The following is a 23049-nucleotide window of genomic DNA, read 5'->3' as shown; positions in this document are numbered from 1 at the left end:
CTACGTGCTGTGGGCGAGCATGCGAAATTCTGCCTCGGAGTTCATACAAAGCGGTTTGGATGAGCATGCCGCGAGGCGAGCACTTGATCGCGAGATAAAACGCAGATGCATCTGGTTAGCTGGACGCGAGCAAGCTGGAACCCTCGCCCGGAAGGATTTTTGCTTCTTGCCTGGTCAGGGTTGGCGTCAGCCGTTGATCCTGGACGTTGCAATGGAGACTTTCCTGCCGCTGGGCATGGCGTACTGGCTGGAACCTAGCGGCAGTTGGCAGCTTTAGCTTCTAGTCTGAGTAGACCGACCAGCTGCCACGGGTCCATGAGATGGTTTGAGGGGGCTCAGGACTCTATCGCGGTAAACGCCCCCCCAGGTCTATATCGACGGTTCTCCAACGAAGCGCTGGACCTTGGTTGACCGGCGAGCCTGTGGCCCATTGGACGCCGGCCAAGAGATGGCCCTCTAGTACTCGTTCAGTCGCTTACGGATTGCCTCGATGGCATCGTCCAGTCCCGCGTCGTCCTCGGGGTAAGGAGAACAAAACAGTTGAACCGGGACCCAGCAATGTTCCTGTCCCGGTTGTACATAGGGGGCGTAATCATCTAGTAGCCATGCAGAGCCGATGGGCTGGGAAACGTTGGCAAGATCCTTCGTCGGCCCAGTCCAGTCTATGTATGGCAAGCGGGCAAACCAACCCGGGGCCGCTCCTTCGCAAGCCAATAGGTCGGCAATCTCGCGAAATCTAGGCTCCGGAACTGTGGTGAAGATGACTAGACCCTCAAAGAGCGACTTTGCCGACTCCAGAAATTCGTAGAGGCCCGGGCGCGGGATCTGGCTTACAGCGTTGGAAATCAGCGTTCCTTCTAAGTCCAAGGCGAGGATGGACGGGCGCATTGTGTAATGGTCCTCTTTGGCGGGGGTGAACGTCGGTACCGCTACCAAGCCCCGCCGGAGGGTGATCCGCCGGCGGGGCTTGGTAGCATCAGACATCTTCGAACTCGCTCGCTTGCTTGAGTTGGTTCTCAAGGAAATCAATGCGCTTCTGAAGATCGGCACTTAGATAGGCTTTGTCCGTAAAGTCCATTGCTGTCTCAGGGATCATCTCCAGCTCGACGCGTGTGGATGTAGCTTGACGAATCGCCAAGGTGGTCCAGGCCTTATCGCCCTTGACGAATCCGACAGTGAATCGAGCCGTAACATGGTGTTCGGGCTTGAGGCCTTCGATGGAACGGAAATCGCTGCGCACCTTCGACGTGGCTACAGGCTGTACATCGCCATTGATGTACAGCGCCGCATTCCAGCTCGCTTCGCTCAATGGCAGTGTTGAGCGGTTGATGATGCGGGCGGTGATGACTGGCTTGGGCCCAAAGAAGCTGTTTTCCATCCGGAACTCTGGATCAACCGCACTGACCCTCTTTAGCTCGGCGATAGTAGGAAGTTGATCGTTGGCCTCCTGTCGTAGCGCTTCTATCTCCTTGGGATTGCTATCCCTGATGTGCTTAACCTGCCCTCTCACCACCTGCCTTACGGAAGCGTTTGGGTAGGTCTGGTTCAGTTTTTCAAGAAGGTCGGCAGGGATTCGTGAGAAAAACAGCCGAATCGTCTCTAACACCATGATTCAACGAGGAAACACCCCTCGACGTCAGGCAGTTCGTGGATTACAGACCTAGGCTTGATTGAACCAGAAGCCGCGTGACACAGGCATTCCTGGAGTACTGCTCAGGCACGCGTGCCCTTCTTGAATATTGGATTCAAGAGTTTCCACGCTCCTGACCCAACGGAAACCTTCAAGAAGGCTCTGACCGTCGCCTGATCCATTGCAGTAGTTCCTCGTGCGGGATCGTACGTCCAGCGTCGACGTCGGCCATACCCTCGCGGGTCCGCCGTTCCTTCTCTTCCTCGGTCAATCCCGGAAGGAGTGCTAGTAGCTTATCTTCAGGGCTCATAGGCCGATGAGCTGTGCTCAAGTTGGCTTGATTCTCGTGAAAAAATATGGGCAGGATCTGGGGATCATCCAAGCCCGCCGGCAAAGGCAGCGATACGTCGTGGACCGCCAAGTCGATGATGACGTCCAAATCTGAGCATAAGGGCTGTATGGCGGTGGTCACCAGACGAGCCGCCCGCTCGGCGAAAGCCAGGTCCACCACCAGCCAGATCAACAGACCGGGAGGCTGTTCGACGCCCCCTGACGAGTGAGTTTCCAGGAGATAGGCCGACGAGACGAAGTCGGCGTGCTCAAGGCTGCCGCTGATGGCCGGAGCGAGCCAAGCCGGCGCGGCCTGGGCAGGTCTCACCGCGAACTCCGCCGGCGCCAGACGTTCCACCCTGGCCAGAAAGCCCGTATCCAACAATGTCGCAACCTCTTCCGGGTACAGGACAACGCCGCCGTAGTTGGGATTGAGCATCAACGTCGCGCCGCGAGTACCGGTTAGCAGCTCACGGCCTGAAACTCCCAGAATTCTGACAGCAGACGAGCTGGCCGCCTGCGCCTTGTCGAGCGAGGTAAAGAAAGGGATCGCATCGAAACCGTCAGGATGGCGGAACTGGACCAGCCGCAGTGTCTGCGCGTCGTCCGAGATGGGCGCATGCACGTACACGATCGCATCCATCAGTCGCTTGAAGAATGCGCGTTCCTCGGCCGCACTGTCGCGGGCCCGTTCAAAGGAAGCCTCCAGCGCTGTCTCCGCAGACGTAGTCCCTCTTCCACGCGGCCTGCTCGGTTGCTTCATGGTCAGATGCGATGAGGGCCAAGCGGGTACCCGGAGAACCAATCCGCCTCGATCTCGCTGCTCAGGTAGGGTCGTACGAAGGCCGACTGGGTCAGCGCTCGCAGCCGCTCTTCGTGCTCAGCAATCGCCTCGATGTCGCTGACGGTTGGATAGTGCCGCAGCAGTCGATATGCCTCTTGCCGCACCTCTTTAGGCACGGCTTGGCTGGCCGCTAGCTGCCTGAGGAACGCGCCCGCCTGCAGCACATTGCGGGTGCGCTCAGATGGCATCGTCATGACATCAAGAATGACTAGCACTAAGGAATGCTTAGCTTATCGCGTTTGTGGCCGGCCAGGGCACGGTGCAACTACAGACCTTGCGATTCCTGTATTAATGTAATATAATCAATAACGTAATTCGCATAAGTGCGCGTTATGTCCATGGAGTGAGGGCCAATAGGAACGAGCAGGTAGCCTGAGCCTTCCCATGATGGGAAGGTCAACAACGCGGGACGGATTACCACTCAACTTGCCTGTCGTTTGACCTTCCCACCGTGGGAAGGCTCATCGTCACGCCGTCGGCAAACCGCCGATGCTTTTGGAGGGTTGTCCATGAATCTCGTTGTTGAAGGTATGACCTGTGGTCACTGTGTCCGAACGGTCACCCAAGCCATTCAGGCCCTTGACCCCCACGCCCAGGTGGACGTCGATCTGGGCAGTGGCGTGGTCAAGATCGAGGGCCTGCTTGCCGTAGAACAGGCGGTTGAGGCTATCCAGCGGCAAGGCTATGTGATCGCTGCGGTGCTCCCTTCTGAGGCTGGTACGCCGGCCGCCCCGGCCGTCGCATCCTCCTGCTGCGGCGGATGCCACCGCTGAGTCCGCGCGAGGGCTTGATCCTGATCAATGACAGTCGGCCCCAAGAGGGCTAGACTGGCCATCATGAGAGCTCGCACGTCCCCTGCCCTGATCTGCCCAGCGTCCGCAGGCGCTGCTTCGGGCGTGCGGGAGCTGTCATGGTGAGGCTGCTGAGGCGATGGCGGCGACCCCGTTCTCGTGCCCGACTGGCATGGCTGGGACTGTGGGCGCTGCTGCTGCAGCAACTCGCGCTGGTGGCTTACGCCTGTCCGCTGGAATCGGTGGAAGCTGGACAAGCGACCCTGATGGTCGGTTGCGAAGAGATGTCCACGCCGGATCCCGATGCTCCGGCGTTGTGCGACCAGCATTGCCAGCGCGATCACATCGCCACGGCCGATGCGAAGGCCCCTCAAGTGCCTTACCAGCCCGCGCTGGCCGCCTTCGCGCTGGTGCAGGCTCTGTTGCCACCGGTACACGCGCAGTTGTATCGGGATGTTCCGGTGTGCGTGTCCGATCCGCCTCCCCTGCAGCGCTTCTGTAGCCTGCTGATTTAAGCCCCCTCCTGGATTGACCCGTGCTCGTGCTGCATGCGTTGCAGCGCGCTCGTTGTCGTTTCCCGGAGGTCTTATGGAGATGTCTTTCTTCTTGCGTGCAAGGCGCAAGATGGCGTGTGGGTTCGTGTTTGCCCTGGCGCTCAGTGGTCCTGTGCTGGCGGCATCGCCCGCTATCCCGATCAGCTACACAGAAGCCCTACAACGGGCGCTTGCTAACGCCCCAACCCTGCAGGTGCGCCGATCGCAGATCGATGCCAGTACCGAAGAAGCCGCGCGTGCTGGCGCGCTTCCCGACCCACGTTTGATCGTGGGGCTGGCGAACTGGCCCGTCAGCGGACCCGATGCCTTCAGCTTGCGGGCCGATGAGATGACCACCCAGCAAATCGGTCTGATGCAGGAGTTTCCTGCGCGTGCGAAACGACGTGCCGAGCACGCGTTGGCGCAAGCGACGCTGGCGCAAGCGCGCTCACTGTCGATGGCCGAACAGCAGATGGTGGCCCAAGCGGCCGCGCTGGCCTGGATCGAGCTGTGGAGTACGCAGCAAGCCGTAGATGCGTTGGAAGGTCTGCGCGAGCCGGCCCGTATAGCCGAGCGTGCGGCGCGTGCTCGCTTGGCAGGCGGCACGGACGGGGCCAGTGATGTGCTTGCCGCCCAGGCCGCCCTACTGCAGTTGGACAATCGCCTGGAGCAGGTACATGCGGAGCACGCCGCCGCGCAGGCCGGCCTGGCGCGGTGGTTGGGTATTGCACCAGAGGCGATCTTGGCCAGTGGTGCGGCACCGGATTTTTCGCAGTTGCCATTGGAGCCCACCCAACTGCTGGCCAAACTGGACCAACACACGCCACTACTGGGCTGGGAGGCACGCGAGAGCTTAGCCCAGGCCCAGGTGGATGCGGCCGTGGCCGAAACCCGCCCGGATTGGAGTGTGGAGCTCACCTACGGACGTCGCGAGCGCGCACCCGACGGCATGGCGCGCAGCGACATGCTCATGGTGGAAGTGGGTGTGGGCCTGCCGCTGTTCCAGAAGAACCGCCAAGCACGAGGCATCGCGGCACGGCGGGCCGAGCTGGAGGCGGTGTCCGCAGAGCGCGATGAGGCCCGGCGCATCCAAGCCGAGTCGGTGCAACGCGCGATAGCGCGATGGCGCGGGTTAACCGGCCAGTTGGAGCGCCAGAACACGCAGAGCCTGCCTTTGGCGCGCGATCGTGCACGCACGGCGTTGGCCGCCTACGGCGCCGGTGCCGACCTGCAGCCGTGGCTGGAAGCGCGGCGCGATGAGATCGAATTGCACCTGGAGAACGCCCGTCTGCTGGGCGAACAGGGCCGTGCCTGGGCGGCACTGGCCTATCTGCTACCCCATGAGGAGAACACGCCATGAGCCCGACCAAGACGCGTCTCACACAGCTCGCCGTGGCCCTCGGGTTGCTGGCGCTCGGCTTTGCCGGCGGCTACGCCTGGATGACTCGAACCTCTGATACCACCCCGCCCCCCGGCACGAGCGTCGCAGATCAAGCACGCAAGGTGCTGTACTGGTACGACCCCATGGCGCCGGAGCAGCGATTCGACAAGCCGGGCAAATCTCCGTTCATGGATATGGAGTTGCTGCCCAAATACGCAGATGAGGCCATAGGGGGCGGAACGCAGATCGATCCGCGCCTGCAGCAGAACGTGGGCATACGCACTCAGGAAGTGACGGTAGAGTTACTAGGGACTGCCGTACGCGTGCCGGGCACACTGACGTGGGATCTGACCCAGGAAAGCGTGATCAGTGCGCGCATGGAAGGCTTGATCACCCACGTGCAGGTAAAGGCGCCGTTTACCGAGGTTCGTCGTGGTCAAACGCTGGCCACCGTGCAGGCCCCGGCATGGAACGCGGCCATCGCCGAAGCACATGCCCTGAGCCAAGCTCAGTCCGCGGGCGCGCGTGAGCTGCAGGGTGCGGCGCAACAACGGTTGCGTTCGTTGGGTGTTCCTTCTGGCGCCTCGGCCAGAAGTGGCGTCGTGCTTAGCGCAGACCACAGTGGTGTCGTGACCGAGATCCTGGCACGCGAGGGACAGACGGTGATGCCCGGTACGCCACTGTTCAAGATCAATGGGCTGGACACGTTGTGGCTGGAGGCCTCGGTACCCCAGGCAGCGCTGGGCACCTTGCGGCCGGGGACCTCAGTGCAGGCCACGGTCAGTGCCTGGCCGGCAGAGCGCTTTGCCGGACAGATCCAGGCGTTGCTTCCCCAGGTCGACATGGCTAGTCGCACGCAGCGGGCGCGAATTGTGCTGCGCAACCCGCAGCGTCGGCTGGTGCCGGGCATGTTCGCCGAGGTTCTGGTGCAGCCCGACGCCGAGCAGGCCCTGCCAGTCGTTCCCACGGAGGCGCTGATCGCCACCGGGCGGGACAGCCGGGTCATCGTGCAGGATCCGGACGGGAGCTTCCGGCCAGTGCGGGTGAGTGTGGGACGTAGCGTGCAAGGGCGCACGCAGATCGTGGCAGGCTTGGCCGGTGGTGAACGCGTGGTCGTCTCGGGTCAGTTCTTGCTCGACTCCGAAGCCAGTCTCTCCGGTGCGTTGGAGCGCCTGGGTGCTGCACAACCGACACGCCCTGCCAGCGCATCAGGTGTGCACGAGCGCCATGACGCCGGGCACGAACCACGCACTGTCGTGCCGTCACCGTCCAGACAGCCGGCGCCTGTCGCGCCAGACACCTCCACCTCTACGCCGCCGCGCTGCCCGGTGCAGTACTGGTATGACCCGATGGTGCCGGAGAAGCATTTCGACAAGCCGGGCAAGTCACCGTTCATGGATATGCAGTTGGTACCCAAGTTCGGCCCCGCCGCAGCCGCTGATTGCCAGGCAAGCGAGGTCATGTCCGAAGCGATGGAGGGCACACCATGATCGCGCGCCTGATCCATGCTTGCATCGCCAATCGCGTGCTGGTGCTGGTTGCCGCCGCGCTGCTGGCGGTGGTCGGTATCTGGTCGGTAAAGAACACGCCGCTGGATGCGCTGCCGGACCTGTCCGATACCCAGGTCATCATCCGCACGCAATGGGCGGGGCAAACCCCGCGCATCATCGAAGACCAGGTCACCTACCCGTTGGCCACCACGATGTTGTCCGTGCCGGGCGTGAAGGCGGTACGCGGCTTCTCCTTCTTCGGTGATTCATTCGTCTACATCCTGTTTGACGATGCCACTGATCTTTACTGGGCGCGCTCTCGAGTGCTCGAGTACTTGAGCCAGGTACGCGATCGACTTCCGCCGAATGTGAATCCGGCGCTGGGTCCTGATGCGACAGGACTGGGCTGGATCTACCAGTACGCCTTGGTGGATCGGACAGGTCAACGTGATGTGGGGCAGCTGCGTGCGTTGCAGGACTGGTTTCTTCGTTATGAGCTAAAAACCGTGCCGGACGTGGCTGAAGTAGCCAGTGTGGGCGGTGCGGTGCGCGCCTGGCAGATCCAGCCCGATCCGCAGGCGTTGGCGGCCCGTGGACTGACGGTGGCCGAGCTCATCGAGGCGGTGGATGCGGCCAACGGCGCTACCGGGGGCTCGGTGATCGAACAAGGCGAAGCCGAACTGATGGTGCGCAGCGAAGGCTACCTGCGCACACAGGAGGCGTTCGAACAGGTGCCGGTAACCGGCAACGACGGCATCCCCGTCCTGCTCGGCGAGGTGGCCACGATCAGTCGCGGGCCGGTCTTCCGTCGTGGTATCGCAGAGTTGGATGGTCAAGGTGAGGTGGCCGGCGGCGTGATCGTCCTGCGGACCGGCAAGGATGCCTTGGGGGCCATTCGGAACGTCAAAGCGCGACTGCAGGCGTTGCAATCCAGCTTGCCCGAGGGCGTGGAAGTGGTGCCGGTGTACGACCGCTCCGAGCTGATCCAGGATGCGGTACGCAACCTCACCCACAAGCTTGGCGAAGAGTTTCTGGTCGTAGCGCTGGTATGCCTGCTGTTCCTGTGGCACCTACGCTCGGCGTTGGTGGCCGTCATCACCCTGCCTTTGGGTATCCTGGCGGCCTTCATCGTGATGCACGCCCAGGGGATCTCCGCCAACTTGCTGTCATTAGGCGGCATCGCCATCGCCATTGGTGCGATGGTCGATGCAGCGGTGGTGATGATCGAAAATGCACACAAGCATCTGGAGCACTGGCGGGAGGCGCACGGCCGGGAACCTCAGGGTGAGGAGCGCTGGCAGCTGATGGCCCGCTCGGCGGCCGAGGTCGGACCGGCCCTGTTCGCCAGCTTGCTGGTCATCACCCTGTCTTTCGTGCCGGTTTTTGCCCTGCAGGCGCAGGAAGGGCGATTGTTCTCGCCTCTGGCCTACACCAAGACCTACGCGATGGCCGCCGCAGCAGGGTTGTCGGTGACCTTGATCCCCGTCTTGATGGGCTACCTGATCCGCGGCCGCATCCGCCCGGAACAGCAGAACCCCATCAATCGCATCCTGATCGCTGGCTATCGGCCCATCCTGCTGTGGGTCCTCAAACATCCCGGTGTCACCTTGCTGCTCAGCGGCCTGCTGCTAGTGCTCACCTTGATCCCCTTTAGCCGGTTGGGCAGTGAGTTCATGCCGCCCTTGGAAGAAGGCAGCCTGTTGTACATGCCCACGGCCCTGCCCGGCCTGTCCGCCGACAAGGCCCGTCAGTTGCTCCAGCTCTCGGGCCGGATGATCAAGACCGTACCGGAGGTTGAGCACGTGTTCGGCAAGGCGGGCCGTGCCGAAAGTGCGACCGATCCGGCACCGATCGAAATGTTTGAGACCACCGTGACCTTCAAGCCGCGGGATCAATGGCGCCCGGGCATGACCCCCCAGAAGCTACGCCAGGAGTTGGACGCAGCGGTCAAGATTCCTGGTCTGACCAACCTATGGGTCCCGCCCATTCGCAATCGCATCGATATGTTGGCCACCGGCATCAAGAGCCCGATTGGGATCAAGGTCTCCGGACCCGATGTGGAGCAGATCGAGCGCCTGAGCCAGCAGATCGAGCAGGTGGCCAAGACTGTGCCCGGCGTGAGTTCGGCACTGGCCGAACGCGTCACGGGTGGGCGCTATGTCGATGTACAGGTGCGCCCGGAAATCGCTGCACGTTACGGATTCACTCAAGGCCAACTCCAGCAACTGATTGCCACGGTCGTTGGCGGTGATCCAATCGGGGAAACGATCGAGGGGCGCGAACGCTATCCCATCGTCTTGCGCTACCCCCGTGGCCAGCGTGACTCGTTGCAGGCCTTGCAGGATCTGCCGCTGATCGCGCCAGGCGGTGTGCAACTGACCTTGAGCCAGGTGGCGGAGCTGTCAATCAGCCCAGGCCCGCCGATGCTCAAGAGCGATAACGGCCGGTTGGTGGGCTACATCTACGTGGATGTGGCCGATCGCGACTTGGGATCGGTGGTCCAGGACCTGCAAGCCGCGGTGCAGACCCAGGTGAGTTTGCCTGCCGGCTATGGTCTGGCGTGGTCGGGGCAGTACGAGTATCTGCAACGGGCTTTGGCACGCCTGCAATGGGTGGTGCCCGCGGCGTTGGCGATCATCTTCCTGGTCATCTGGATGGTGTTTCGCCGGCTTAGCGATGTATCCATCATCCTGCTCAGCTTGCCCTTGGCGTTGGTGGGCGGTTTCTGGTTGATCTGGGGGCTGGGCCATGCGATTTCGGTGGCCAGCATGATCGGATTCATCGCCCTGGGCGGCGTTGCGGCTGAGTTCGGCGTCATCATGCTGCTGTACCTGCGTCATGCCTGGGAGCAGCGCTTGGCCAGCGGTGCGCCGGAAGATGTGTCTACCCTGCAGGAGGCTATCTACGAAGGCGCCGTGCAACGGGTGCGCCCGAAGGCGATGACGGTAGCCGTCATCCTGGCCGGGTTGTTTCCGCTTTTCGTCGGTGCCGGTGCCGGCTCGGAGGTCATGCAACGTATCGCCGCGCCGATGCTGGGTGGCATGCTCACCGCACCGGTGCTCTCTATGGTGGTGATTCCCGCAGCGTTCTATCTAGTGCGGCGACGTGGATTGCGCGCGGCGCGGGGCGACCAATGAGAGACAGACTGAGCACTTGAGGTAAGTCCCCACAAAAAGACGCCAGTCATGGAAGAAGTCATGACTGGCGTCAAAGGGGAGAGTACCGCCTACATGCTTACTTATCAGTGCCCGGCGTGCGGGGAAATCTCAAAGCTCAGCGACGCCCGATCCGACACAAAATCCAAACCCTTTTGTGTAGAGGGCACCATGTGATTGGTGTGGATGTACCAGGTCTTGGCGGTGGTCACCTGGAAACTGGCTTGGCCTTGGGCATCGGTGCGCAGGAGCGTAGCGCTACCGTGCCCACCCTTGACCGGTGCGTCAGCACGATGACCGACGTACACGCGTAGGTTGGGCACTGGCGTGCCCTGCTGCAGCACCTGGAACGACAGCTGTTCGCCGACCTTCACGCTTCCAGGATTGCGGGCCAAGCGGATCTCCAGCGGATAGCCCAGCGAGGCAGCGAAATCGTCGGTCAGTTTTGTGCCCACCTGTCCAATGGTACGAGCATGCTTGGTATAGCTATAGGTGACCCCTTTGGGAAACTTGCTCGCATCATAGGTGGCCAGGGTATCGGGCAAGTCTTCCAACTCCAGGTACTTGCCGAACTCGCTGGCCGTACGCGTGCTGGTGGAGGCCATCGTCGAGACCCCCAGCAGATAGGTGCCCTCGCCCGCCGGATGCACGGTGAGCTGGCTCTGCTTGCCGACCTCTTTCCAACTGGCCAAGTCCGGTGCAGCCTTAGCGCCGCCCTGACTCAGCGAAACGTCCTGTAGACGCGCTCGGGTGACTGCACCTGCACTTTCATCGAAGGTGCCATTGTTCACCAACGCTGTGTTCGCCTCGCCCGCTGCGGTGCCAGGCTTGGAGAAAGCGACAAACAGGTCGTGCGCACCGGCACTGCCGGCCACAGCGAACAGCAGTAGTGTGGCGGATAGTTGCGTGTTTCTCATGATGTGTAGCTCCTCGTGATCGTGGCTTACCAGTGGTAACCAAAGCGGACATTCCAGCGACGACCCAGCAAGTCGTACGTCATGGTGTCGGTGTCGGTGTTGGGGTTGTTCTTCACGAACGGCGCCTTCTTATCGAGCACTTTTTCAACGCCGGCGGAGATATCCCACTTCTTCTTGATGCCGTAGCTCAGTTGCAGGCTGTGGTACACCACGCTGGACACATGCGAGCCGATCGTGTCGGGCACGGCGATGATGTCGTCCGCGCTGCCGATGTACTGCGCCGAATAGACGCCGGTCCAACGGTTCTTGCCCATACGCAGTGAGCCCAAGCCACGCCACTGGGTGTAGCTACCCAAGCCGCTGGTGATCTTGCCGGCGTACTCAATGGTGGTGGCCCCGGGCGTGAGCGCCCCCAACCCACGCGGGGTGAGTCTGGAGGTCCTGGAAGCCCTGCTGGATCTGGTCATGGCCTCGGGCAAGGTACGTGTGGTCGACGTGGCGGAACTGTGTCCGCCCCTGGATCCGGATCAAGCCACCGCACGTGTGGCCGCGCGTTTGATCCACCGAATGGTCAGTGCGCAGGCTCAGTGAAGTGATATCGGCTGGCAAAAGGCAGTGAGCTAATGGGAACGCTCAGCCAGCAACTGCTTCATTTGCGCGATCTCCTGTGTCTGCGAGGTAATAATGTCCTGGCAGAGCTTCACCAACTCAGGATCCTTCAGACGATTCTCCTCACACATCAGGATGGCGCCAGCGTGGTGGGGAATCATCGAACGGATGAACTGTTTGTCAGTGACCGCTGCTTGAGTGCGAATGCCCCACCAGCAGAACAGCATGAACGCCACCGTCAGACCAGCCAGAATCAGATTGCGTCGGCGATCGGGGTACATGCTGGACATTAGCCACAGCTCGATCAGCAGCATGGGAGCGGCCATCAGGCCCGCCATGTAGAACTGGTTCACGTTGTTATAGACGTTAGCCCACTGATCGACCATTGCGTACATCAATGCGTACATGGCCACGAAAGACAGGCCCATCATCAACAACAGGCGGCCGTAATGGCCTTGATGCCCTTGTTGTGCCTGGTGGGCAGGTTGGTGTGAGGCGTGCGGTTTTGCGTGCTGGGACTGTGGGTCTTGCGCGTTTTCGTGCGTACCGTGCGAAGAGGACATAACAATCTCCGTGGGAATGGCAGAACGGCGGAAGAACCCGCGAACTGTTGGAACAGCTCCCGGGCTGAGAACACTTACATACCCTTGCCGGCAGCGAATTCCTGCGGGCTCAGCTTGCCATCTTTGTTGCTATCGAGCATGCCAAAGTGCGGCGCCAGCTTGTGCTTGGCCAGTTCTTCCTTGGACAGCGAGCCGTCCTTGTTGGCATCGAGCTTGGTGAAATCGGCATCGGCCGCCGCCGGCTTGTGCTGACCGTGGTCGGTGGTGGGCGTGGTGGTCTGGCCGCCGGCGAAGGCCGCGCCCGCCATCAGGAACAAGGCCATCATCGAGAGGGAGGCATAACGCTTCATTGCAGTACTCCTTGTGGGATATGAGCCATCAGTGACAGGAATGGCCGCGCGCAGGCTCATCGGCGCGGTCAGGGTGGGGGGTGGCAACAACGGTGGAGCCGGACAAACGCAGGGCATTGGTGACCACCGAAACCGAGCTCAGGCTCATGGCCAGGGCCGCCATCATCGGACTGAGCAAAAGGCCGAAGCTGGGATACAGCAAGCCGGCGGCGATAGGCACGCCGATGGCGTTGTAGACGAAGGCGAAGCCCAGGTTCTGCTTCATATTGGCCACCGTCAAAGACGAGATGGCACGGGCTTGCACGATGCGCCTCAAATCACCCTTGACCAGGGTGAGCTGGGCGCTGGACATGGCCACATCCGTGCCCGTCCCCATCGCGATGCCCACATCGGCTGCCGCCAGGGCCGGCGCATCGTTGATGCCATCGCCAGCCATGGCCACGCGACGACCTTGGGCTTTGAGTTGCTGGACCAGGTCGGCCTTGTCCTGCGGCTTGACGCCACCACGCACATCCTCGATGCCCAGCGTGCGCCCCACGGCCTCGGCCGTCGCCTGTGCGTCACCGGAGGCCATCACCACGTGCAGGCCATCGGCACGTAGCAGGTTCAAGGCAGGCAAGGTCGTGGCTTTGATGGGATCAGCCACCGCAATGGCGCCGGCCAACCGACCATTGACCGCCAGGAACATCACGCTAGCGCCTTCTTTCCGAAGACGCTCGGCGCTGCTTTGCAAAGGTGCTACATCGGCGCCAACCGACGCCATCAGGCTTTGGTTGCCGAGCACGACATCCTGATCGGACACGCGCCCGCGGACGCCTTGGCCGGTGAGCGAATCAAAATCTTGGGCGGCCACCAGGTTCAAGCCACGTCGCTGGGCTTCAGCCACGATGGCCTCGGCCAAGGGGTGCTCACTGCCCTGCTCCAAGCTGCCGGCCAAACAAAGGATCTGATCGGCGTCGAAGCCGGCGTTGGAGAGCGTGTCGCGAAAGGCTGGACGCCCCTCGGTCAACGTACCGGTCTTGTCCACGATCAACGTGTCGATCAGACGTAGCTGCTCGATCGCCTGAGCATCGCGGAACAGGACCCCGACCTGCGCAGCGCGGCCAGTGGCGACCATGATCGACATGGGGGTAGCCAAACCCAAGGCACACGGGCAAGCAATGATCAGAACCGATACGGCATTGAGGACGGCAAAGGTCCAGGACGGTTCGGGTCCAAACAGACCCCATCCGAAGAACGTGAGCACCGCCGTGGCCAGCACGGCCAGGACAAACCAGTACGCCACCTTGTCCGCCATACGCTGCATCGGCGCGCGGGAGCGCTGGGCTTGGGCTACCAACTGCACAATCTGCGCCAGTACCGTCCCGGATCCGACTTTGTCCGCCCGGATGACTAAGGCGCCCGTCCCGTTGAGCGTGGCGCCTATAACGTGATCACCGACAGCCTTCTCCACCGGAATGGGTTCACCGGTCAGCATCGACTCATCGACACTGGCGCGGCCTTCGATGACTTCCCCATCGACCGGCACCTTCTCGCCCGGTCGTACGCGAAGCAGATCACCCACGTGCACGTGATCCAGCGCAACGTCCTCTTCGCCCCCATCGGGTTTGACGCGGCGAGCCGTCTTGGGCGCCAATCCCAGCAGGGACTTGATGGCCGCCGAGGTTTTGGAACGCGCCCGCAGTTCCAGCAGCTGTCCGAGCAGGGTGAGCGAGACGATGACCGCTGCCGCCTCGAAGTAGACCCCTACCCGTCCATGCTCGCGGAAAGAGTCCGGAAACAGGTCCGGTGCCACGGTGGCCACCACGCTGTAGCCAAACGCGGCGGCCACGCCGATGCCGATCAGCGTCCACATGTTGGGGCTGCGATTGCCGATGGACTGTAGGCAGCGCTCAAAGAAAGGCCACCCCGCCCAGAGCACCACCGGGGCGCTCAGCACGAGCTCAATCCAGGTGCGCGCCTGCGTGGACAAGCCGGGCAGACGGTGTCCCAGCATGGCCAAGACCAGGACGATCAACGTCAAAGGCAACGTCCACCAGAACCTTCGGGTGAAATCGCGTAACTCTGGATTGTCGTCCTCCTCCAGCGAGGGCATCTCCGGCTCCAGCGCCATGCCGCAGATCGGACAGGTGCCGGGACCTGGCTGACGAATCTGCGGATGCATCGGGCAGGTGTAGACCGTGGCGTGGGTACCGCTGGGTTGGGCCACCGCTGCTGGGGCGGTCACTTCAACTTGCTGGGGAGCATCGTCCGTATAGCGGACGGGATTGGTGATGACCCGTCCATCCGCAGCCTCGACAGGGGCTGCGCCTGCAGAATGGTGATGGTCATGGGACGACGGTGAGTTCATGCCGATGCTCGCTTTAGTGGGGATGGACTGCCAAGGCAGTGTGCCATTGCGGGTTACACAGCTATTCGGGGCTGAGCGTCCCGAGCACTGAAACAACAATCAGGATCAAGATGGCCAGCGCGGCCTCAGCCGTAACACTCTGCCGCAAAGCCCGCACCTCCTGCGCGGGATCTCCGCTGGTCAGCGCTCGTTCCAAGCGCGGCACCAGCGTCCATCGGTGCAGCGCTCCCAAACCCAGCATTCCAGCGAACAGGGCCAGTTTGAAAAGCAGCAACTTCCCGTAGGTGCTCTGGAACAGGGCCGAAAACGACCACGCGGTGAGATCCCCGTAGTGCGCGATGCCGGACACGATGAGCGCACCAACGAAGATCGTTCCCAGCGTCGAAAAACCATGCAGAAAGTCATGCGTTGATCGCAGACGCCCGCTGCCGTTCGTCTCTTTGCCGCGCAGCAGCATGGCAAGGAACATCAGGACCGCTGCGATCCAGCCGCCTGCCGCGAGAAGATGGACGATGCCTGCAGCAAGCCGGACCGCGCCTGCCAAGCCCTCGCCAGCGGCGGCGTGGCCGTTCCATGCCAGCGAAGCGAGTGCGCCGCCCGCCAGCATCGCCCCCAGCGGGAAGGCGGTCTCCACCTTCCCGCGGCGACGATGCCATCCGAGCACGAACATCAGGGCGACCAGCAGCGCGCCTCTCGCCATGGCTGCCCGGCCCGCGGACGTCTCGAGCAGATACCAGCCAAGCGATGCGCGATCAACCTCGGCAAGCGGCATTCCCATGATGCCCGCGGTCTTGAAGACGACATCGAGCCCGGTGAGCACGAGACCGGCTACGGCACCCGCCAATAGAACGCCCATGAGTGACCACCCGGCCAAGGCGTCGGCGAGTGCCGATCGACGCGACCCGTACCAACCGAAGAGTGGAACCCCGAAAAGAACCATGATGACAAGGTATTCCAAGAATCTCAGTGCATAAGCCGACAGGTCGAACATTCGCGACTCCTCAGCGCACCGTGAAGCTGAAGCTGCCCGGCATGGGGTGGTTGTCACCACCGACGGCGCGGTATTCCACGGTATAGACGCCCGGAGCCAGCGGTCCAGGCAACTTGGCACGCAGGGTCTTGCCGTTGTTGACGATCTCGGTCGTGAAATTCTCGATCGGCATGGTGGAACTGCCGTGCTTCATGAGCAACTTGAGACGCGACGCCCGCGGAATCAATGTCTCGTTGAACACGAGATCGATCTGGCCTGGCGAGGCCACCACCGCATTTGCCGCCGGTGTGGACTGCTGCAGCGCGGCGTGGGCGTGCGCGACCTGCAGCGAAAACTGCCCGGCCGCGATTGCGAGGACGAGCGCGAAGGAGCGAATGACGTTGGACGACTTCATATGGATAAATCCTCATTGGAATGTGATGCAAAGCCCGTTCGGGAGGGGCCGCGCTGTGTTCGATGCGACAAGCGTTAGATGTCGGACTGTCACTGAAACCACGATTTGTCGGATTTTCTTGATACTTCCGCTTTCGCGAGACGAGGATCCCACCGGCTCAGGCGGGATCCTCGACGCATTACGCTGCCATGGCGCTGCAGCTTTCCGCGCAGCGGCGACAAACTTCGGCGCAGCGCGTCATCTCAGGGTCGTTCATGGCGTCGCATGCATCGGCGCACTGGCGGCAGATCTCCGCGCAGGCACCGCAAACCACGTCGTGAACGCTGGCACCGCGCAGCATCGCGTCGGCACTGGTTGCGCAGGTATCGGCACACGTCGCCAACAGGGCGATGTGCTCCGGGGCCGCGTGAACACCTCCTTTGGTCAGGCAGTAGTTGATGGTCTCCAGGCAGATCGCATGGCATTGCGTGCAGTTGTCGATGCACTCGTTCATGGCCTGGGGCCGGTGTGCTGCGGAATGGTGAGTCATGTGGTTCTCCTTCTTCCTCGCGGGCGAGAATCGGCGCGCCCGCAACACCGTCCCCTGTTGCTGCGACGGATCAGTGCTGTGCGAACGGTTCAGTGGTTCCGTCGCGATGTATCAGCTCGACCGTGAACGGCTGCTGGCGTCCCTCCGGGACCTCCATGCCCGGAGAACCAAGCGGCATCCCTGGGAGGACCAGGCCGCGTGCGTTCGGCTTTTCTTCGAGGAGACGCTTGATGTCCGCGGCCGGAACGTGGCCTTCGATGACGTATCCGCCGATCTCGGCCGTGTGGCAGGAGCCCTTTGCATAGGGGACACCCAACCGCTCCTTGACCAGACCCAGGTCATCCATGTCGTGCACATCCACGGTGAATCCCGCCTTCTGCACGTGGTCGATCCAGACACCGCAGCACCCGCAGGTCGGGGTCTTGTGGACGGTCATGCGTGGCAGGGCTGCTGGAGTCGCGTCGGCTGATTGGACGACAACCTGTGCGGAGGGCGAGGTTGTGGGTTGCGCGGATGAAGCATCCTGGGTGCAAGCACCCAGACCAGCCACGGCAAGGACCACAAAAGTCAGACGGTGCAATGTGAGCGTAGTCATTTCAATCTCTCGACTCAGCGCTTGGTCCGCGAGGACCAGTGGATGTGGACGATCCGCCAGCCGTCCGCGGTCTCCTTCAGCACCATCGTCTCGTCGCTCTGGACGGTCAGTGGCTGGCCATCCTTCTGGGCATGCAACTCGCTTTCGGTTCCGACCCACGCGAACTCGCCAGCGGCTCGTGCGCGCTGACGGAGCAGCTGGCGATGGGCGCCCTTGAGGAACGCCGCATCGCTGACTGCGTGATGGCCCATGTATTCCTCGCGGCTGCGTTCGGCGCCCCCGGACTCGAGGATGAGAACGTCGGCAGCGAGCAGGGCTTCGACCGTGGCCAGATCGCCGCTAGACAGGGCCCTGTTGAAACGCTCCGCTACGGCGACCGCGGCCTCTGCAGTGACTGGGACGTCGACGTCCGCAGATGCCGCGGCAGCGGGGTGATGTGCGTGCGGCTGTGTCGCCTGCGCCATTGCGGGGGACACGACGGCCAGTGCCAGTGCGAGGGTGAACGAGATTGCTGTTGCGTTCATTGCGTGGGCTCCAAGAAGATCAATGGGGGTGCGCATGGCCGTCATCGGCCACGGGCGTGTGTGGTGCAGGGTGCGACTCCACCTTGCCGTCGGGATGGCCGTGGCTCACCAACCCGACTTCCGTGTCGCTGGGTGTCGGGCCGTGGTGATCGTCGTCCACGCCCGGCGGGTGCGCATGCGGCATGGAGTTGTTGCCCGGCTCGAATAAGGCAGGGTGATCCTCGGCCTTTTCGTCGTCATGGTGGCCTTGCGTCTCGCCGCCGCCATGCGAATGGCCCTCGCTGCTGTCGACAAGTTCCTTGTACGCAGTCGCGTCCAGCGTGGGCAACTTCTGCAGGAAGGCCGACATGTTCCATATGAACTCATCGTCCATGCTGCCGCCCCAAGCGGGCATGCCGCTGGCCTTGATGCCGTGCTTGATCACCCAGAACGCCTCAGCTGGAGCGACCGGCTGTTTGCTTAGGTTCGGTGGCGCGGGGTACAGGCCCTTGCTCATCTCGGTGGCCGCCGCGTCTGGTGAAAGATGGCAGGTCACGCACATGGCGTTGTAGTTGCCCGCACCCTGGCGGATACGCTCAGGATCATCAAGGTTCGTGGGTAGCTGAAGCTTGGCGGCGCGCACCTCAATGGAACGCTCGCGCGCCGTTTCAAGTAGCGCATACACCGGGCGACTATGCGGATCGTCGGCGGCCACGTTGTACACGCCCAGAGAGAGCGTGGCGGTTGCGACCACCGCAACCAATGCCACGCCGGCACCGAGCCATACCCACATCTTTTTGTTGGATTTCATTGTCAGTTCCCCTTAGAACCAGGTACGAAGGCCGATGACCAAGCGCGTGTCTTCAAAGGACTCGCCATGCTCGCGTCGCATGTCTGCGGTATTGCCAAACGCGCGCTCGTACACCACGCCGATGTAGGGAGCGAACTTTCGGGTGAACTCATAGCGAAGTCGTAGCCCCGCCTCAGCGGCACTCAGACCCGAACCTATCCCGCGCAATGGATCGTTCTTGCCATAGGCGGTGACTTCCACCAGCGGCTGCAAGATCAGCCGGTTGGTTAGCAGCAATTCGTACTCGGCCTCGACATTGGCGGCAGTCTGGCCCCCTTCGCCGAGATAGGCTGTGGCGGACACTTCGAACTTCATCGGCGCCAAGCCCTGTACACCGATAGCGGCGAAGTTCTGCGATGCCCCAGGCTTGAAGTCATGACGCACACCGGCCACCACATCCCACCACGTGGAGATACTGCGGCCGTAAAGCACTTCCAGATCAGCCGACTCGGTCTGACCATCCGTGCGTTCGCCTTCACTGCGGAGCCAGACGCGATTGAGGTCCGTACCGATCCAGCCCTGGCCCTCCCAGCCCAGCCCGGTGCCCGGATCGGCATCCCAGGTTTCCAGGCGATTGAGCAGCACGTAGCTCTTGATCGAGTTGTCATGCACCGGATGCGCGTGTTCCGGCGCGATGGCCGCCTTGCGATCCGCGTCCGTCACCGCGGGTATCGGGGTGCGCGGCTGCGTTGGCGCTGCAGGCCCGTGTCCCATCTGACTGTGGTCCATGCCCTCCATTGATTGCATTCCCGCTTCTGGTGTAGCGGGCGCGGGCGAATCATGGCCCATCTGCGAATGGTCCATCCCCCGCATCGCAGGCGTGGCCGTGCCGGAGGTGTCGGCCGCCGCGGGCTGTGCCATCTGACTGTGATCCATGCCCTGCATCGACTGCGCCTGTGCTGTGGGCGCCGCAGGTGTGCTCGCGGGCGAGACGTGCCCCATTTGCGAATGGTCCATGCCCTGCATGGCAGGCTCGGCTGTTTTAGCCTGCGGCGCGGCGTGGTCCATCGCCGCATGATCGATCGTCGCTTCGCTCGTCTTGGCCGGTGTTGCAGGCTTTTGGGCTGGCGCAGGTTTTGATGTCGGCGCCTGATGTGCAGAGTGATCCTGAGTTTGGGTCTGCGCGCCCTGCTCCATCGGCATGGAGCCGTGCTGCATAGATTGGGCGCTGGCCGCATTGGCCAGGGCCAGCGAGATAGCCAGCGTCAGCGCAGTCAGGGTGGTATCGCGTCTATTGATGTTCATTCGTCGACCCTCACCGTGCGCATCATTCCGGCTTCCATGTGATAAAGCAGGTGGCAATGGAACGCCCAGCTGCCCAACGCATCGGCACGCACGCGATACGTGCGTCGGCTACCCGGCGGCATATCCACCGTGTGCTTGCGCACCATGAAGTTGCCGTTGTCGTCCTCCACGTCACTCCACATGCCGTGCAAATGGATGGGATGGGTCATCATCGTGTCGTTAACCAATACGATGCGCATACGCTCGCCGTAGTTCAGCCGCAGCGGCTCGACATCGGAGAACTTCTGACCGTTGAAGCCCCAGGAGAATTTCTCCATATGTCCGGTCAGATGCAGCTCGATCTCGCGACCGGGGTCGCGTCCGTCAGGGTCTTCAAAGGTGCTCTTGAGCATGGAATACGTCAGTACATGACGGCCGTTATCGCGCAGGCCATTACCAGGATCATCCAAGCGCGAACTCACGCTCATGGCCTGGTTGTCCAACAGGGGATTGTTGGTCTCGCTGGCAGGGTGTGATTGCATGCCCCCGTGCTGCATGCCTGCCATGGCACCATCGCCGGCGGCGGGCATCGCATGGCCTGCATGGGCCGAGGTCGCGTTACCGCTGGCAGGTGGGGTCATGCCAGGCATACCCATGGCCGCACCACAGCCGCCTTCCATGCCCTTGCTGCCGCCAGACATATCCATCGATCCATGATCCATGCCCATGTCTGCCATCGTCAGCAGCGGCCGGGGATCCACAGACGGAACGGGCGCGCGTAATCCTTCGCGCACGGCGAGCGTGCCGCTGACGTAGCCGGTGCGACCGGAGTCTTGGGCAAAGATGGTGAATGCGTCCTGCCCGGAGGGCTCCACGATCACATCGAAGGTTTCTGCTACCGCGATGCGGAACTCGTCGACGGAAACCGGATGGACATACAAGCCATCTGCTGCCACCACGGTCATCTTTAGCCCCGGAATACGCACATCGAAGTACGTCATGGCAGAGCCATTGATGAAACGCAGGCGCACCTTCTCGCCACTGCGGAACAAACCGGTCCAGTTGCCCAGCGAGGTCGTGCCGTTCATCAGGTAGGTGTAGGTGTTGGCGTTGACGTCGGACAGATCCGTGGGCGTCATCCGCATCACGCCCCACATCTTGCGATCTTCCAACGTGGCCGACAGGCCGTTGCGCTTCACATCGCGCGCAAAATCGCCGACCGTGCGCTTGTAGTAATTGTCATGGCCCGGCATCTTCTTCAAACGATCGAACAGGGCCGTCGGGTCCAGGTCTGTCCAATCGCTCAGCATCACGACGTAGTCGCGATCGAAGCTGAAGGGCTCCGGCTCCAATGGGTCGATGACGATCGGGCCATAGAGCCCGGCTTGTTCCTGGAACCCTGAGTGGCTGTGGTACCAGTAGGTGCCGCCCTGATGCAGGGTGAACCGGTAGTGGTAGGTCTCACCACGTCCGATACCGTCAAAGCTCAGGCCCGGCACGCCGTCCATGTTGGCCGGCAAAATGATGCCGTGCCAATGGATGGAGGTGTCCGCGCCATGGATGGAGTTAGCGGGCAATGCATTGGAGACACGCAGGTTGACCGTGGTGCCTTCCCGCCAACGCAGCAACGGCGCCGGAACGGACCCGTTGACCGTGATCGCGGTGCGGGTCTTGCCGGTGAAGTTCATCGGCGTCTCGCCAATGGTCAGGTCAAACTCGGTGCCCGATAGTACGTTGGGTTGTCCCGGGCCCTTGAGCGCCCAGCTGGCTTTGGGCCAGAAACCTAATCCTGCGACTGCGCCTCCCAAGGCCAAGCCCTGGACAAATCGCCGCCGCGAAGGCAGCAGCGGTCCACCGTGTGGACCACGAAAATCATCATGCGACATGAAAATGCTCCAAGCGTTGTGTTGCCACCGGCGGGCGGTGGTACAGAGCGGGCGGCTGGCCTAAACAGGCATGCAAGCCACACCAACGGCGCCATTGCGGCGCCTAGGGACGCTTAGCCGATCGGTGGTCGGATCAGATGAGGCAAGGCAGGTGCCGCATGCCCTAGGGGCAGCGGCATGACATCCAGGCCCAAGGCCAGTTGCACCGAAACATGCAGGCGCGCAGGAAGTGCGCTCGCGCAAGCGTGTACGCAGGCGCACCGGCACGCAGAAGACTTGCAACAGTCGGGACCGGCATGGTCGCCATGCCCAGTGCCAGCCTTTTCAATCGATGTGGCATCGGGATGATGCTCAGCACTGTGATGGGCGAAGCAGTCTTCGTCGACTTGCACCGCGGCAGCCACTTCGCTGGCCTGCTCTTCCATGACCGGGTTCATACTGACGGACGCAAACGCCGACCACGCGCCGTTAAGCACGAGCATGGCGATCAGGAACAGTCGCAGTAGAAGTGAGGAGGCTGACACGGGCGACATGGTATATCACTTTAGACAAGGCGCGTGTGTATCGGTCGTGAACAAAATCTCAAGTAAGCCTGAGATGTCGCGACTTGTCAGTCGCACTAGCCGCGGACACTGCAGCTCCCTCCAGAAGCGCCCAAAGGACGGGTTGAGGCGAAGAGTTGCCCATAGGGCGAGCGCTTGTTCGGTTTACTTCTCGGGCGTGGCCTCGATCAGCTTCACCAACTCGCGCTTCTGCTGCTTGCTTAGCGAGCCCCAGCGCAGGAGCAACTTGGCCAGCAGATCATCGTCGGTGTAAAGGAAGGCGGCGGGGATCCCCAACGCTTGGGCCAACCGCTCAGCAATCTCCAGCATGGGCTCGTGCTTGCCACGCTCGTACTGGTTGATTCGGGGGCTGGCCACGTGAGGATCCAGACCGGCCCGGATGCCCAACTCCTTCTGCGACAAACCCGTGTGCAGGCGGGCTTGTTTGAGGCGTCGAGCGAAGGTCGGTGTTGAGTCGACGGACAAAGTCACGTCGCGCACCCCATGGAGACCCCATAAGGATGGCGGATGTACCCTGCCTTGCATACTAAGATATTCTTAGCTTTGAGGCAACCGGCGACACCGGTAGCGC

At 62.2% G+C, this 23049-nt stretch carries 25 protein-coding genes; 6 read left to right on the top strand and 19 right to left on the bottom strand.

Annotated features, from left to right (window positions below):
• Positions 1 to 456: 456 nt before the first annotated feature.
• The 4 genes from O0J73_RS01540 to O0J73_RS01525 form a co-directional block, all read right to left on the bottom strand.
• Positions 457 to 984 (bottom strand): NIF family HAD-type phosphatase, encoded by a 528-nt coding sequence (locus O0J73_RS01540; protein ID WP_021201831.1) that lies wholly within the window; start codon positions 982 to 984, stop codon positions 457 to 459.
• On the bottom strand, positions 977 to 1609 hold the full coding sequence (locus O0J73_RS01535) for a hypothetical protein (protein ID WP_021201832.1): 633 nt from the start codon (positions 1607 to 1609) through the stop codon (positions 977 to 979). The genes O0J73_RS01540 and O0J73_RS01535 overlap by 8 nt, the downstream gene beginning before the upstream one ends.
• Before the next feature lie 172 nt (positions 1610 to 1781).
• The gene (locus O0J73_RS01530; RefSeq protein ID WP_049401588.1) at positions 1782 to 2723 is read right to left on the bottom strand and encodes an SseB family protein; all 942 of its coding nucleotides are present in this window, start codon (positions 2721 to 2723) and stop codon (positions 1782 to 1784) included.
• Positions 2724 to 2725: 2 nt separating this feature from the next.
• The gene (locus O0J73_RS01525) at positions 2726 to 3019 is read right to left on the bottom strand and encodes a BPSL0761 family protein (protein WP_223224794.1); all 294 of its coding nucleotides are present in this window, start codon (positions 3017 to 3019) and stop codon (positions 2726 to 2728) included.
• Between the two features lie 294 nt (positions 3020 to 3313).
• Here O0J73_RS01525 and O0J73_RS01520 point away from each other — a divergent pair, with 294 nt between their 5' ends.
• The 5 genes from O0J73_RS01520 to O0J73_RS01500 all read left to right on the top strand — a co-directional run bounded on the left by O0J73_RS01520 (position 3314) and on the right by O0J73_RS01500 (position 10136).
• Positions 3314 to 3577, top strand: coding sequence for a cation transporter (locus tag O0J73_RS01520; RefSeq protein ID WP_021201833.1), 264 nt, complete (start codon positions 3314 to 3316; stop codon positions 3575 to 3577).
• Between the two features lie 137 nt (positions 3578 to 3714).
• A complete protein-coding gene (locus tag O0J73_RS01515; protein WP_005413404.1) occupies positions 3715 to 4110 on the top strand; it encodes a hypothetical protein in 396 nt (131 codons plus the stop codon).
• Positions 4111 to 4183: 73 nt separating this feature from the next.
• Entirely contained in the window at positions 4184 to 5488 is a 1305-nt protein-coding gene (locus O0J73_RS01510) for a TolC family protein (protein ID WP_172476251.1), read from the top strand.
• Complete coding sequence (locus O0J73_RS01505) at positions 5485 to 6999, top strand: efflux RND transporter periplasmic adaptor subunit (protein ID WP_005413406.1); 1515 nt, start codon at positions 5485 to 5487, stop codon at positions 6997 to 6999. Before O0J73_RS01510 ends, O0J73_RS01505 begins: the two co-directional genes overlap by 4 nt.
• The gene (locus O0J73_RS01500; RefSeq protein WP_005413407.1) at positions 6996 to 10136 is read left to right on the top strand and encodes a CusA/CzcA family heavy metal efflux RND transporter; all 3141 of its coding nucleotides are present in this window, start codon (positions 6996 to 6998) and stop codon (positions 10134 to 10136) included. The genes O0J73_RS01505 and O0J73_RS01500 overlap by 4 nt, the downstream gene beginning before the upstream one ends.
• Positions 10137 to 10240: 104 nt before the next feature.
• Here the strand turns inward: O0J73_RS01500 and O0J73_RS01495 are convergent, their stop codons facing one another.
• The gene (locus tag O0J73_RS01495; RefSeq protein ID WP_049452571.1) at positions 10241 to 11071 is read right to left on the bottom strand and encodes a DUF4198 domain-containing protein; all 831 of its coding nucleotides are present in this window, start codon (positions 11069 to 11071) and stop codon (positions 10241 to 10243) included.
• Between the two features lie 26 nt (positions 11072 to 11097).
• Positions 11098 to 11385 carry a TonB-dependent receptor gene (locus O0J73_RS01490; protein WP_005413409.1) on the bottom strand — a complete coding sequence of 96 codons (288 nt, stop codon included), beginning with the start codon at positions 11383 to 11385 and terminating at the stop codon, positions 11098 to 11100.
• A gap of 88 nt (positions 11386 to 11473) precedes the next feature.
• Here O0J73_RS01490 and O0J73_RS01485 point away from each other — a divergent pair, with 88 nt between their 5' ends.
• A complete protein-coding gene (locus O0J73_RS01485) occupies positions 11474 to 11662 on the top strand; it encodes an arginase family protein (protein ID WP_187756563.1) in 189 nt (62 codons plus the stop codon).
• A gap of 29 nt (positions 11663 to 11691) precedes the next feature.
• On the opposite strand, the gene O0J73_RS01480 is transcribed toward O0J73_RS01485, so the two are convergent.
• From O0J73_RS01480 to O0J73_RS01420, 13 genes are all read right to left on the bottom strand, one after another.
• Positions 11692 to 12243, bottom strand: a complete 552-nt coding sequence (locus O0J73_RS01480; protein WP_031269107.1) for a DUF305 domain-containing protein — start codon at positions 12241 to 12243, stop codon at positions 11692 to 11694.
• A gap of 74 nt (positions 12244 to 12317) precedes the next feature.
• Positions 12318 to 12593: a hypothetical protein gene (locus O0J73_RS01475; protein WP_005413412.1), complete on the bottom strand. Its 276-nt coding sequence runs from the start codon at positions 12591 to 12593 to the stop codon at positions 12318 to 12320.
• A 28-nt stretch (positions 12594 to 12621) separates the two neighbouring features.
• Positions 12622 to 14943 (bottom strand): copper-translocating P-type ATPase, encoded by a 2322-nt coding sequence (locus tag O0J73_RS01470; RefSeq protein ID WP_219625521.1) that lies wholly within the window; start codon positions 14941 to 14943, stop codon positions 12622 to 12624.
• Between the two features lie 61 nt (positions 14944 to 15004).
• Complete coding sequence (gene copD, locus O0J73_RS01465; protein WP_017354978.1) at positions 15005 to 15934, bottom strand: copper homeostasis membrane protein CopD; 930 nt, start codon at positions 15932 to 15934, stop codon at positions 15005 to 15007.
• A 10-nt stretch (positions 15935 to 15944) separates the two neighbouring features.
• Positions 15945 to 16328, bottom strand: coding sequence for a copper homeostasis periplasmic binding protein CopC (copC, locus tag O0J73_RS01460; RefSeq protein WP_005413416.1), 384 nt, complete (start codon positions 16326 to 16328; stop codon positions 15945 to 15947).
• A 178-nt stretch (positions 16329 to 16506) separates the two neighbouring features.
• A complete protein-coding gene (locus O0J73_RS01455) occupies positions 16507 to 16857 on the bottom strand; it encodes a four-helix bundle copper-binding protein (RefSeq protein ID WP_012480213.1) in 351 nt (116 codons plus the stop codon).
• Between the two features lie 70 nt (positions 16858 to 16927).
• Positions 16928 to 17293: a DUF411 domain-containing protein gene (locus tag O0J73_RS01450; protein ID WP_019184727.1), complete on the bottom strand. Its 366-nt coding sequence runs from the start codon at positions 17291 to 17293 to the stop codon at positions 16928 to 16930.
• A gap of 173 nt (positions 17294 to 17466) precedes the next feature.
• Positions 17467 to 18012 carry a nuclear transport factor 2 family protein gene (locus tag O0J73_RS01445; protein ID WP_223224792.1) on the bottom strand — a complete coding sequence of 182 codons (546 nt, stop codon included), beginning with the start codon at positions 18010 to 18012 and terminating at the stop codon, positions 17467 to 17469.
• Positions 17996 to 18766 (bottom strand): cytochrome c, encoded by a 771-nt coding sequence (locus O0J73_RS01440; RefSeq protein WP_005413420.1) that lies wholly within the window; start codon positions 18764 to 18766, stop codon positions 17996 to 17998. Before O0J73_RS01440 ends, O0J73_RS01445 begins: the two co-directional genes overlap by 17 nt.
• Positions 18767 to 18778: 12 nt before the next feature.
• Positions 18779 to 20050: a copper resistance protein B gene (locus tag O0J73_RS01435; RefSeq protein ID WP_164152049.1), complete on the bottom strand. Its 1272-nt coding sequence runs from the start codon at positions 20048 to 20050 to the stop codon at positions 18779 to 18781.
• A complete protein-coding gene (locus O0J73_RS01430; RefSeq protein ID WP_046935492.1) occupies positions 20047 to 21915 on the bottom strand; it encodes a copper resistance system multicopper oxidase in 1869 nt (622 codons plus the stop codon). The genes O0J73_RS01435 and O0J73_RS01430 overlap by 4 nt, the downstream gene beginning before the upstream one ends.
• 113 nt (positions 21916 to 22028) lie before the next feature.
• The gene (copL, locus tag O0J73_RS01425; RefSeq protein ID WP_012480218.1) at positions 22029 to 22448 is read right to left on the bottom strand and encodes a transcriptional regulator CopL; all 420 of its coding nucleotides are present in this window, start codon (positions 22446 to 22448) and stop codon (positions 22029 to 22031) included.
• Positions 22449 to 22622: 174 nt separating this feature from the next.
• Positions 22623 to 22949 carry a helix-turn-helix transcriptional regulator gene (locus O0J73_RS01420; RefSeq protein WP_012480219.1) on the bottom strand — a complete coding sequence of 109 codons (327 nt, stop codon included), beginning with the start codon at positions 22947 to 22949 and terminating at the stop codon, positions 22623 to 22625.
• Positions 22950 to 23049 lie beyond the last annotated feature (100 nt).

The organism is Stenotrophomonas sp. Sm6012 (assembly GCF_030985895.1).
In the GTDB taxonomy this organism is placed as follows: domain Bacteria; phylum Pseudomonadota; class Gammaproteobacteria; order Xanthomonadales; family Xanthomonadaceae; genus Stenotrophomonas; species Stenotrophomonas forensis.
This window is presented reverse-complemented; position numbering and strand designations above follow the sequence as displayed.

Excerpts from the sequence above, each read along its gene's own strand:
- O0J73_RS01540 (WP_021201831.1), bottom strand. The coding sequence starts at position 984 with ATGTCTGATGCTACCAAGCCCCGCCGGCGGATCACCCTCCGGCGGGGC.
- O0J73_RS01535 (WP_021201832.1), bottom strand. The coding sequence starts at position 1,609 with ATGGTGTTAGAGACGATTCGGCTGTTTTTCTCACGAATCCCTGCCGAC.
- O0J73_RS01530 (WP_049401588.1), bottom strand. The coding sequence starts at position 2,723 with ATGAAGCAACCGAGCAGGCCGCGTGGAAGAGGGACTACGTCTGCGGAG.
- O0J73_RS01520 (WP_021201833.1), top strand. The coding sequence starts at position 3,314 with ATGAATCTCGTTGTTGAAGGTATGACCTGTGGTCACTGTGTCCGAACG.
- O0J73_RS01515 (WP_005413404.1), top strand. The coding sequence starts at position 3,715 with ATGGTGAGGCTGCTGAGGCGATGGCGGCGACCCCGTTCTCGTGCCCGA.
- O0J73_RS01510 (WP_172476251.1), top strand. The coding sequence starts at position 4,184 with ATGGAGATGTCTTTCTTCTTGCGTGCAAGGCGCAAGATGGCGTGTGGG.
- O0J73_RS01505 (WP_005413406.1), top strand. The coding sequence starts at position 5,485 with ATGAGCCCGACCAAGACGCGTCTCACACAGCTCGCCGTGGCCCTCGGG.
- O0J73_RS01500 (WP_005413407.1), top strand. The coding sequence starts at position 6,996 with ATGATCGCGCGCCTGATCCATGCTTGCATCGCCAATCGCGTGCTGGTG.
- O0J73_RS01495 (WP_049452571.1), bottom strand. The coding sequence starts at position 11,071 with ATGAGAAACACGCAACTATCCGCCACACTACTGCTGTTCGCTGTGGCC.
- O0J73_RS01490 (WP_005413409.1), bottom strand. The coding sequence starts at position 11,385 with ATGGGCAAGAACCGTTGGACCGGCGTCTATTCGGCGCAGTACATCGGC.
- O0J73_RS01480 (WP_031269107.1), bottom strand. The coding sequence starts at position 12,243 with ATGTCCTCTTCGCACGGTACGCACGAAAACGCGCAAGACCCACAGTCC.
- O0J73_RS01475 (WP_005413412.1), bottom strand. The coding sequence starts at position 12,593 with ATGAAGCGTTATGCCTCCCTCTCGATGATGGCCTTGTTCCTGATGGCG.
- O0J73_RS01470 (WP_219625521.1), bottom strand. The coding sequence starts at position 14,943 with ATGAACTCACCGTCGTCCCATGACCATCACCATTCTGCAGGCGCAGCC.
- copD (WP_017354978.1), bottom strand. The coding sequence starts at position 15,934 with ATGTTCGACCTGTCGGCTTATGCACTGAGATTCTTGGAATACCTTGTC.
- copC (WP_005413416.1), bottom strand. The coding sequence starts at position 16,328 with ATGAAGTCGTCCAACGTCATTCGCTCCTTCGCGCTCGTCCTCGCAATC.
- O0J73_RS01455 (WP_012480213.1), bottom strand. The coding sequence starts at position 16,857 with ATGACTCACCATTCCGCAGCACACCGGCCCCAGGCCATGAACGAGTGC.
- O0J73_RS01450 (WP_019184727.1), bottom strand. The coding sequence starts at position 17,293 with ATGACCGTCCACAAGACCCCGACCTGCGGGTGCTGCGGTGTCTGGATC.
- O0J73_RS01445 (WP_223224792.1), bottom strand. The coding sequence starts at position 18,012 with ATGCGCACCCCCATTGATCTTCTTGGAGCCCACGCAATGAACGCAACA.
- O0J73_RS01440 (WP_005413420.1), bottom strand. The coding sequence starts at position 18,766 with ATGAAATCCAACAAAAAGATGTGGGTATGGCTCGGTGCCGGCGTGGCA.
- O0J73_RS01435 (WP_164152049.1), bottom strand. The coding sequence starts at position 20,050 with ATGAACATCAATAGACGCGATACCACCCTGACTGCGCTGACGCTGGCT.
- O0J73_RS01430 (WP_046935492.1), bottom strand. The coding sequence starts at position 21,915 with ATGTCGCATGATGATTTTCGTGGTCCACACGGTGGACCGCTGCTGCCT.
- copL (WP_012480218.1), bottom strand. The coding sequence starts at position 22,448 with ATGTCGCCCGTGTCAGCCTCCTCACTTCTACTGCGACTGTTCCTGATC.